8 protein-coding genes are annotated in these 9622 nt (G+C 70.7%); 5 read left to right on the top strand and 3 right to left on the bottom strand.

What is annotated here, in order from left to right; all coding sequences use genetic code 11:
- Positions 1-39 precede the first annotated feature (39 nt).
- Positions 40-1683, bottom strand: coding sequence for a DUF1996 domain-containing protein (locus tag ABD810_RS10180; RefSeq protein WP_344937185.1), 1644 nt, complete (start codon positions 1681-1683; stop codon positions 40-42).
- Between the two features lie 206 nt (positions 1684-1889).
- Here ABD810_RS10180 and ABD810_RS10175 point away from each other — a divergent pair, with 206 nt between their 5' ends.
- Positions 1890-2336: a hypothetical protein gene (locus ABD810_RS10175; protein WP_344937182.1), complete on the top strand. Its 447-nt coding sequence runs from the start codon at positions 1890-1892 to the stop codon at positions 2334-2336.
- 100 nt (positions 2337-2436) lie between these two features.
- On the top strand, positions 2437-2949 hold the full coding sequence (locus ABD810_RS10170; protein WP_344937180.1) for a hypothetical protein: 513 nt from the start codon (positions 2437-2439) through the stop codon (positions 2947-2949).
- Positions 2950-3012: 63 nt separating this feature from the next.
- Here the strand turns inward: ABD810_RS10170 and ABD810_RS10165 are convergent, their stop codons facing one another.
- Both ABD810_RS10165 and ABD810_RS10160 read right to left on the bottom strand, forming a co-directional pair.
- Entirely contained in the window at positions 3013-3204 is a 192-nt protein-coding gene (locus tag ABD810_RS10165; RefSeq protein WP_344937178.1) for a ferredoxin, read from the bottom strand.
- A 15-nt stretch (positions 3205-3219) separates the two neighbouring features.
- Positions 3220-4416, bottom strand: a complete 1197-nt coding sequence (locus ABD810_RS10160) for a cytochrome P450 (RefSeq protein ID WP_344937176.1) — start codon at positions 4414-4416, stop codon at positions 3220-3222.
- A 123-nt stretch (positions 4417-4539) separates the two neighbouring features.
- On the opposite strand from ABD810_RS10160, the gene ABD810_RS10155 reads away from it, so the two are divergent.
- The 3 genes from ABD810_RS10155 to ABD810_RS10145 all read left to right on the top strand — a co-directional run bounded on the left by ABD810_RS10155 (position 4540) and on the right by ABD810_RS10145 (position 9601).
- A complete protein-coding gene (locus tag ABD810_RS10155) occupies positions 4540-5229 on the top strand; it encodes a TetR/AcrR family transcriptional regulator (protein WP_344937174.1) in 690 nt (229 codons plus the stop codon).
- Between the two features lie 224 nt (positions 5230-5453).
- Entirely contained in the window at positions 5454-8369 is a 2916-nt protein-coding gene (locus ABD810_RS10150) for an ATP-binding protein (protein ID WP_344937173.1), read from the top strand.
- Between the two features lie 131 nt (positions 8370-8500).
- A complete protein-coding gene (locus tag ABD810_RS10145) occupies positions 8501-9601 on the top strand; it encodes an alpha/beta hydrolase family protein (protein WP_344937172.1) in 1101 nt (366 codons plus the stop codon).
- The last annotated feature ends 21 nt before the right edge of the window (positions 9602-9622 follow it).

Below are 9622 nucleotides of genomic sequence, written 5' to 3'. Positions count from 1 at the left end.
AGGTTCTACGCGCGCGTTGTCCGGCCCGGCGGCCTAGGGTCAGCCGCAGCGCCTTCCATTGTTGATGCAGTCCACGGCCTGCTTCATCAGCGCGTCGGACATCACGTTGATGAAGTCACCGTGGTCGGTGACCGGCTTGTGGAGTTGCTCGGGGAAGCTGTCGAGCGCGAAGCCGGGGCCGGGGGGCACGCTGTAGGTGATGCGCTGCTCCAGGGCCGGGATGGCCTTGAACCCGCTCGGACACGTTCCGTCCGCTCCCGCGAACGCGACGTGGGTGCGGTGGTTGGCACTGTCGATGTTGTTGCCGTCCCAGCAGCTCTGGAACTGCAGGAGCCGTACGACCTGGCTGCCGCGCGGGCAGATCGGGTACTTGTCCCTGAGCTGGCGGTTCTCGAAGCCCGTACAGGTCCACCGGGCGTTGGCGTTCGTCGGGCCGTTGGTGAACGACTTGGCGTCACCGGTGATGATGCGCAGGAAGAGCGGCATCCCGACGACCTTGCTGGTGGGGTTGCCCCGCATCGTCAGCGTGACGCTCGCGGGACGGACGATCGAGCCGACGTTGCCGTCCAGGCCGCCGCCCGCCTTGTCCGCGTCGGGCCCCTTGCCGCTCTGCAGGCGCAGGACCGGCCAGTAGTGGGTCGACTTGTCGCCGTTGGAGCAGGTGGTGCCTGCCGCCTGGAGACTCTCATTGGTCGAGAAACCGTTGTTGTCCAGGTTGCCCACATAGTCGTGCACGTGGTGGGCACCGTTGGTGACTCCCGGCGCGACGATGACGTTGTCGGAGTTGTGGTGGCCGTTCTCGTTGCGGCCGCATCGGGAGACGAAGCTGCCCCTGGACGCGCCCTGCTGGTTGTTCGGCCTGTTGACGTTGGGCTGCACCCTGCGGATGTCGACGAAGTCGTCAGGTGAGGGGCCGTTGGCGCCCCCGGTCGCCGTGGGGCTGGGCGACGGCGAGGCCGAGCCGGACCCGGTCGGGCTCGCGGTGGGGTTCGCGGTCGGATCCCCGGTGCCGGTGGGCGACGGAGAGGCCGTCGGGTCGCCGGTGGGGCTGGGCGCCGGTGTCTGCCCGCCGCCGGCGCCGTTCTGCACCGTGCACGTGGTCAGGCCCTGCAGAGCGGCCCGCACTCCGGCGCGCCGCAGCGTGTTCGCGATGCGGTTGATGGTGAACGAGCGCTGGAACCGAAGCGGGTTCAGCACCGTGGCGCGGACCACGCTGGCGTTGGACGCCCGGTTCCCGAGCCTGGCGAGCCGCTGGTTCGCCTGGGCGATCTGCCGGTCGATCTGCGTCAGGTCACGCTTGACCTGCGCGTCGGCGGCGGCGGGGATCTCCGGCAGCTTCTCGGCGACCGACGGGCAGTTCACCGTGCGGACGGCCGCGGATCGGGCGGCGGGGCTGTCGGAGGCGCTGGGCTCGGCCGACGCGGCCGGGTCCTCAGAGCGGTCCGGCGCAGGGGTCTCGGAGGGATTTTCGGCCGGCGTGTCCGGCTCCGAGGGCGCTTCACTCGGCGCGGCGGCCACAAGGCTGTAAGCGGCGTTGACGGTGAGGCCCGAGAGCGACACGTCCGTACTAGCGGCCTGCCCAGCCGGGGTCACGCTCGCCACGACGAGACCGACCCCCGCCCCACCCAGGGCAAGGGCACTCAGGACGGGCCTGAACCGCCGTCCGTACTTGTTTCGGATCATTCGAACTCCTCCCGGAGTACGTGCTCATGGCGGCATTGGTTGGTGCCCCATCGCCACGAGGTACGCGGGGCGGACCGGAACAGTTCGACCTTTCGCGAAATCTTTTATTCACACCCGACACGGCCGCCACAGGCTGAACCGAACACCCGCGCCGTGCGTACCCGCTGACGGTGACTTCTGCAGGAAGACTGAATCGGAGATCAGCCATGGGACGCCCACGCCTCACCCCGCACGTGGCCACGCGCGCGACCGCCCTTCTCGGGTCCGTCCTGGCCCTCGCGCTCCTCACCGGCTGCGGTGGCGGCGACACCTCGGACAAGCAGGGCCTCGCGGCGGCGGGCGGCGCGGCGGCCGCCAACCCCGGACCGCCGGCCACTCTCAAGCAGCTCGCCACCAAGACCGGCTGCAAGAAGCCCCAGCTCCAGACCGACGCGGAAGAGCTACGCCAGGGCGTGTGCAAGACGGACAAGGGCCAGTACACGGTCACGACCTTCGCCACGGACAAGGGCAAGGCGCAGTGGCTGGAGGAGGCCAAGAAGTGGGGCGGCAACTACCTCGTCGGCACGCGGTGGGTCATCGCGGGGAACGACCCGGGCGTGCTGCAGGGCTTCAGCCAGTCGGTCGGCGGGAACATCGAGACCTCCGCCCCGTGACGTAAGGGACCGTCCCGATCGGGTGAACCGAAGCGGCGCGCCGCCCGTACCGCCAGGAGAAGCGGTGACTTCCGCACGCACGCCGGATGGGAGAACGACCATGGGACGCCCCAGCCCCGCCAAGCACGTCGCCGCCAGGCAGGTGGCCGCGCTGCTCGGCGCCGTCGTCGCGCTCGGGGCCCTTGGCGGGTGCGCCGCCGCGCGAGGGGCCACCGGCGGCCCGGCCACCGTCGAGGAGATCGCGGCCAGGACCGGCTGCGGGAAGCCGCAGATACAGGTCGAGGCCGCCGATATACGGCAGGGCATGTGCAAGACCTCGAAGGGCCAGTACTCCGTCACGACGTTCGCGACGGAGAAGGGCAAGCAGGAGTGGCTGGACGACGCGCTGGACTACGGCGGCGCCTACCTGATCGGCACGCGCTGGATCGTCCTCGGCAACACCCGGGAGATGCTGGAATCCTTCCGCGCGACGCTCGGCGGCAGCGTCAGGATGGGCGGCCACATGGCACCGTCCGGCGGCCCGGCGCCCGAAGGCCACACGATGGCGCCCGGCGAGCCGATGCCCGAGGGACATTCCATGCCGCCCGCTCAGCACGCGACGCCCAAGCCGTAAGGCACCGCCACCACGTGGCCGCGCCGGCGAGACGGGCGGCCGCGTGGCGCGCGACGGCGGACCTCAGGAGATGGACAGGGCGCCGGACGGGCACACCTGCACGGCCCGGCGGACCGCCGCCTCTGCGGCGGCGGACGGCTCCGGGTCGAGCAGCAGCACGAGCCCGTCCTCCTCGCTCTGGTCGAACACGTCCGGAGCCGTGAGAACGCACATCCCGGCTCCGATGCATATCTCCCTGTCCGCGTTGACCAGCATTGACCGGAGTACCTCCTACCAGGTCACCGGCAACCGGTGGACACCGTAGATAGCCATGTTCGACCGCATCGACACCTTATCGGCCGGGATGGCGAGACGCAGATCCGGGAAGCACTGGAAGAGGGCCGGATACGCGATGCGCATCTCGATGCGGGCGAGCTGCTGGCCGAGACACTGGTGGATGCCGTGGCCGAAGGAGACGTGCCCCATGGCGTGCCGGGTGATGTCGAGCGTGTCGGGGTCCTCGAAGCGCTCCGGATCGCGGTTGGCCGCGCTGAGCGACAGCGTCACCGACTCGCCGGCCCTGATCAGCTGTCCCTCCACCTCGGCGTCCTCGGTGGCGGTCCTGACCGGGCCGATGTGGACGATGCTGAGGTAACGCAGGAGCTCCTCGACGGCGGCCTCGGCCAGCGACGGATCGTCCCGCAGCGCGGCGAGCTGCGAGGGGTTGTTCAGCAACACGTACGTGCCGAAGGCCAGCATGTTCGCGGTGGTCTCGTGGCCGGCGATGAGCAGGAGCACCGCCGCGCCGGTGATCTCCTCGTCGGTGAGCTGTCCGGTGGAGACCAGGCCGCTGATCAGGCCGTCGTCCGGGTCGGTGCGCTTGCTGACCACCAGCTTGTGGAGGTAGTCCACCAGGCCCTCCAGGGCCGCCTGCATCTCCGCCAGGGTCGAGTCCAGATTCAGCATGGCGGCCGACTCGCGCTGGAACATGGTGTGGTCGTCGTACGGCACGCCCAGCAGCTCGCAGATCACCAGCGAGGGGATGGGCAGCGCGAAGGCCTCCACGAGGTCGGCCGGCGGCCCGATCCGCTCCATGGCCGCCAGCCGGTCGGAGGTGATCTTCTCGATCCTCGGCTCCAGCTCCTTCATGCGCCGGACGGTGAACTGGCCGGTGAGCAGGCGCCGGAAGCGGGTGTGCTCGGGCGGGTCCTCCCGCAGGAAGAACCCCGGGAGCCTGGTCAGCGCCTGTTGCGACAGCCGCTGGCCGATCGGCGGGTGCAGCGTCTCAGAACGGGTGCTGAAGCGGGGGTCCGCGAGCACCGCGCGCACGGCGGTGTAGCCGGTCGCCAGCCAGCCCACGTGACCGTCGGCGAAGAGCATCGGCCTGATGGGGCCCTCCTCACGCCATCGCCGGAGGTCGTCAGGCGGATCGACGAGGTTCTCCCGGGAGATCGGGAGGGTGACCGGATCGGGCAGGGCTTTGGGCATGACACGCTCCTTGGAGTTGACAGCCGTCGCAACTTGTCGTTCCTCCTGCAAGTCATAGAAAACAGTACCCACTGTGAAATTGCAATGGATGAAAGTAGACATCTGATGTAGTAAAGTTCCCCCATGGGCGCTGCTCCAGGTCTGAGGGAACGCAAGAAGCTGCGCACACGCCGGGCGCTGATCGAGGCCGCCCTGCGCCTCTTCCAGGAGAATGGGTTCGAGGAGACGACCGTCGCCGAGATAGCCGCGGACGTCGACGTCTCGACGCGCACGTTCTTCAGCTACTTCGCGAGCAAGGAAGACGTGGTGTTCTTCGACACGCGATCGCGCGTCGACCACGCCCTCGCGGTCATCGCCGACCGGCGTCCCGGGGAGCCCGTGGTCGAGCTCCTGCTCCGGGTCGCGGAGACCACGCTGGCCTTCACCCTCGACGACGCCGATGGCTCCGAGCCCGCCCTGGAGATGAGCTCGGCTCGCACGAATCTGATCATGTCAGTCCCCGCGCTCCAGGCTCGCGCGCTGCACCTGCTGTTCGACGTCCAGCGGGAGCTGGCCCAGGGACTGCGCCGGGCGTATCCCGGTGAGCTCGACCCCATCGAGGCGGCGGCCGCCGTCGGCATGTTCGTGGGAGCGGTGAAGATGGCGGCCATCACCAGCAGGGAGCGAGACGACCCTCCCATGGTGACGTGGGACGCGGTGCGCAGAAGCGTCGACATCGCCGTGAACGGCCTGCGTTCCCTCGACCGCGCACCCGGGGACGCCGCCGGCTCGTGGCCCGGGAGCGCAGGAGGCCAAAACGCTACAAAAGCGTAACCGATCACGACATATCACGCGCAGATTGACCCGAAAAGGTTTGATCGGGTTGATCCGCTCGCCACCAGCTTGTTTTACGACAAAATCATTCCCCGAGGGTGTCCGCGTGGTGAGCCCTCGACCGTGAACATCGCGACCCCTCCGGAGTCCCGCGTCAAGTCCCTTGCGGAATTGGATTGCGGCGCGGCTGTTCGTGGTGTTCCGTCTCGCTGTGGGGTACAGACATGAGCAGTCGTGAGACTCTGCCATTCGGCGAGGGTGCCGAGACGGCCCTCACCGGCGGGGTGCCGCTGGTCGGCCGCGGAGCCGAGCTGGCCGCCTTCGCCCACACGGTCGAGGCCACGTTCACCGCCGGGTTCCAGTTCCTGGCGGTCGTCGGCGAGCCGGGAGCCGGCAAGACGCGGCTGCTGGCCGAGCTGGCCGAGCTCGCGGAGGGCCGCGGGCTCACCACGCTGTGGGGCAGGGCGGCGGAGTTCGAGCAGATCATGCCGTTCAGCGCGCTGATCGACGCCCTGGACGACCACTTAGAGGCGCGGCGCGACGAGCTGACCGAGCGCCTCGGCACCGGCCAGGCCAGGCAGCTCGCCGCCGTCTTCCCGGCGCTGGCGGCCAAGATGCCGGAGGTGCCCGACGCCACCGAGGAGCCGGAGGGCGCCGACCAGAGCGGCATGGTCCGCTACCGGCTGTACCGGGCGCTGCGACAGCTCATCGACGAGCTGGCCGCCCCGGCCGGGCTCGCGCTCATCCTGGATGACGTGCACTGGGCCGACGACAGCTCCGCCGAGTTCCTCGACCATCTGGTCCGCCACCCGCCGCGCGGGAAGGTCCTGGTGGTGGTGGCCTACCGTCCCGCCCAGGTCAGCCCGCGCCTGGCCTCCCTCATCATGAGCGCGGGCGGTCACGGACGCCAGGTCACGGTCGGCCCGCTCAACCAGGCCGAGGTCGAGCAGTTCCTCGGGCCGAGGGTCAACCGCACCCGAGGCCGTGCGCTGTACGAGGCGAGCGGCGGCAACCCGTTCTACCTGGAGGCGCTCGCCCGCATGGGCCGCCTGGAGGTCAGCGAGCTGCCGCCGACCGTGCGTGCCGCGCTCCAGGTCGAGCTGGGCGACCTGTCCCCCGGGTCGCTGCTGGTCGCCCAGGCGGCGGCGGTGACCGCCGACGAGTTCGAGCCGGCGCTGGCCGCCGTCACCGCGCAGGTCTCCGAGACCACGGCGCTGGAGGCCCTGGATGAGCTGGTGGCCCGCGACATCGTCCGCCCCGCCGCCGCGGGACGGTTCCGGTTCCGCCATCCCCTGGTCCGGCGGGCCGCCTACGAGTCCTCGGCGGCCGGCTGGCAGCTCGCCGCGCACGCCCGGCTGGCCGCCCATCTGGCGACCCTCGGCGCGCCGGCCACGGTGCAGGCCCACCATTTCGAGCGGTCCGGCTCCTTCGGCGACCAGCGGGCCATCGCCACCCTGGTGGAGGCGGCACGCACGGTCGCCGCGCAGGCGCCGGTGACCTGCGCACACTGGCTGCGCAAAGCCCTCGACCTGATGCCCGAGGATCCCGGCACGCTGGAGGACCGGCTGGAGCTGCTCATGGAGCTCAGCCGGGCCCAGGGGGTCAGCGGCCGGCTCGCCGAGGGCCGCGACGCCGCCCGCGAGCTGCTGCGCCTGCTTCCCGAGACCGACCACACGCGGCGGGCCAGGGCCGCGCGCATCTGCGCGCTGATGGAACGCCAGCTCGACCGGCCACACGAAGCGCGGGCCCTGCTGCTGGACGAGCTGCGCCGGATGCCCGACCCCCGGGCCGCCGCCGCGATCCCGCTGCGTATGAGACTGGTCGCCGAGAGCATGATGCGGGTCGACTTCCGCGCCGCGCAGGCCGTGCTCGACCTGATGCCGGACGACGACGACGATTGGGAACCCGACCTGGCCATGGCCGTGGCCGCGTTGCGGCCGATGCCCGCCTACGCGGCCGGGAAGATGGCCGAGGCGCTGCGCAGCGCGGACGCCGCCGACCGGCTCATCACCACGGCCCTGGACGAGCACCTGGCCGAGTGGCTGGACGCGGTGGCGTGGCTGTGCTGGGCCGAGACCAACATGGGACGTCACTCGGTGGCGCTGCGGCACTTCGAACGCGCCGCCGCCGTCGCCCGCTCGACCGGGCAGACCTACATCCTGACCAACCTGCTCGCCGGCACCGCGCGGACGCTCGTCGTGCTCGGCAGGCTTCCCGAGGCGCTGGCCACCGTCGAGGAGTCGGTCGAGGGAGCCCGGCTGCTGGAGTCGGGGCAGCAGCTCGTCTTCGCCCTGACCCAGCTCTGCCTGGCCTCCGCCTGGTCGGGCGACCACGACGCCGGTCTGCGCGCCGGCGAGGAGGCCATCCAGGTCGGCGTCGGCGGCGACGAGGTGTGGGGCGACATGGCACGACACGCCCGCGGCGTGGCGCTGATCGCCGCCGGCCGGCTCGGCGAGGGGGCCGAGGCCGTGCTCGACGCCTGCGACGGATTCGGCAATCCCCGCCTGGACCGGGGCACGCTGCTCGCGAGCTGCGAGCTGCTGGCCTACGCCGATGCCGCCCGGGGCCGTCCCCCGGACGCGGCTCGCTGGGCCGAGCGGGCCGCGGCCCTCGCCCACCCGCACCTGCCGGTGTTCTCCGGCCTGATCCCGCTCGCCCGCGCCCACGCGCTCCGTCCCACCGATCCCGCCGTGGCGGCGGCCCAGGGCGAGGAGGCCGCCGTCCTGCTCACCGCCGGCGAGCGCCGCATCGACGCCGGGCGTGCGCTGCTGACGGCGGGGCTCGCCTACGGCGAGGCGGGCGAGCGCCGCCTGGCACGTGAGCGGCTGCGCGACGCGACCGAGGTGTTCCGCACGTGCGGCGCACGCGGGCTGGAGGCCCAGGCGGTACGGGAGCAGCGCCGCCTCGGCGTGCGGGTCTCGGCTCCGGGGCCCGCGGGCCAGGGCGGCGCGCCGTACGGGCTCTCGCCCCGGGAACTGGAGATCGCCACGCTGGTCGCCGCAGGGCTCACCAACCAGCTCATCGCCGAGCAGCTCTTCCTCAGCGTCCGCACCGTCGAGACCCACCTGTCCCACGTCTTCGCCAAGCTCGGCGTCGGCTCGCGGGTCGGCGTGGCCACGAAACTCAACCAAAAGCCCTGAATCGGGGTCCAACCTACGGAACAACTCGCTGGAAACAGGGGCCATCGGCTGCATGTACGGGGTTTCCACGATGCCGTACGTGCCGGGCGGTTGGCATTGTTGGACCGGGTCACGACCAGGAGGACGGTCAGATGGAGCACCGCATACCGCGGTACACGCTCGAGGGCGTGTCGGGCGCCGAGGTGTCGGTGCATCCTTTCTCGACCGAGGACGAGCTCGGCCTGACGCTGACGAGGTTCCTCGCCGAGGAGTCCGACGACGTCGTGCTGCTGGTCCACGGGCTGACGTCCTCCAGCGACATGTTCATCATGCCCGAGCACCGCAACCTGGTGAGCTTCCTGCTGGACAACGGTTTCGGCGACGTCTGGACACTCGACTTCCGGATGAGCAACCGGTTTCCGTACAACATGGAGACCCGCCGGCAGACCCTGGACGACATCGCCGCCTTCGACCACCCGGCAGCCATGAGTGAACTCCGCCGTCACGTTGGGGCACGGCGGATCCACGTCATAGCGCACTGCCTGGGGTCGGTGTCGTTCCAGATGAGCCTGTTCGGCGGAGCCGTCGAGGGTGTCACCAGCATGGTCGCGAACAGCGTGGGGCTGACCCCGCGGGTCCCCGCCTGGGCCCGCGTCAAGCTGAGCTTCGGCCCGACGCTCCTCGAGTACGGCCTCGGGCTGTGTTACATCGACCCGCGGTTCAACAACGCTCCGCCGCTGAGCCGCCGGTGGCTGTTCTCCCGGGCGGTCTCGCTGTTCCATCCCGAGTGCCGCGAGCCCGCCTGTCACATGCAGAGCTTCATGTGGGGCAGCGGCCGCCCGGCCATGTACCGTCACGGCAACCTCGCGCCGGCGACGCACGTCCATGAGCGGCTCGCCGACCTGAACGGCGCGGCCGACATCAACTACTACCGGCACATCAGCAAGATGGTGCGGGCCGGGCGTGCCGTGAAGTGCGACCCGGACAACCCGGCGCTTGCCGGCCTTCCGGACGACTACCTGGCGGACGCCGAGCGCGTCGAGACGCCCGTGCTGTTCCTGACCGGCGACCACAACGACGTGTTCACCGACTCCAACATCGTCTGCCACAAGATCCTCTCCCGTCGCGCGCCGGACCGTCACGAGCTGTGTGTCCTGCCCGGGTACGGGCACATCGACCCGCTCATCGGGAAGAACGCGCACGTGGACGTGTTCCCGCGCATCCTCGACTTCCTCAAGCGCCACACGGGCTGAACGACCCGATGAACACAGCGA

It is taken from the genome of Sphaerisporangium flaviroseum (assembly GCF_039537005.1).
GTDB lineage: Bacteria > Actinomycetota > Actinomycetes > Streptosporangiales > Streptosporangiaceae > Sphaerisporangium > Sphaerisporangium flaviroseum.
Note: the sequence above shows the minus strand (reverse complement) of the source record. Positions and strands in the feature narration are given on the sequence as shown.

Coding starts and splice junctions, on each gene's coding strand:
- ABD810_RS10165 (WP_344937178.1), bottom strand. CDS start 3,204: ATGCTGGTCAACGCGGACAGGGAGATATGCATCGGAGCCGGGATGTGC.
- ABD810_RS10170 (WP_344937180.1), top strand. CDS start 2,437: ATGGGACGCCCCAGCCCCGCCAAGCACGTCGCCGCCAGGCAGGTGGCC.
- ABD810_RS10175 (WP_344937182.1), top strand. CDS start 1,890: ATGGGACGCCCACGCCTCACCCCGCACGTGGCCACGCGCGCGACCGCC.
- ABD810_RS10150 (WP_344937173.1), top strand. CDS start 5,454: ATGAGCAGTCGTGAGACTCTGCCATTCGGCGAGGGTGCCGAGACGGCC.
- ABD810_RS10180 (WP_344937185.1), bottom strand. CDS start 1,683: ATGATCCGAAACAAGTACGGACGGCGGTTCAGGCCCGTCCTGAGTGCC.
- ABD810_RS10155 (WP_344937174.1), top strand. CDS start 4,540: ATGGGCGCTGCTCCAGGTCTGAGGGAACGCAAGAAGCTGCGCACACGC.
- ABD810_RS10145 (WP_344937172.1), top strand. CDS start 8,501: ATGGAGCACCGCATACCGCGGTACACGCTCGAGGGCGTGTCGGGCGCC.
- ABD810_RS10160 (WP_344937176.1), bottom strand. CDS start 4,416: ATGCCCAAAGCCCTGCCCGATCCGGTCACCCTCCCGATCTCCCGGGAG.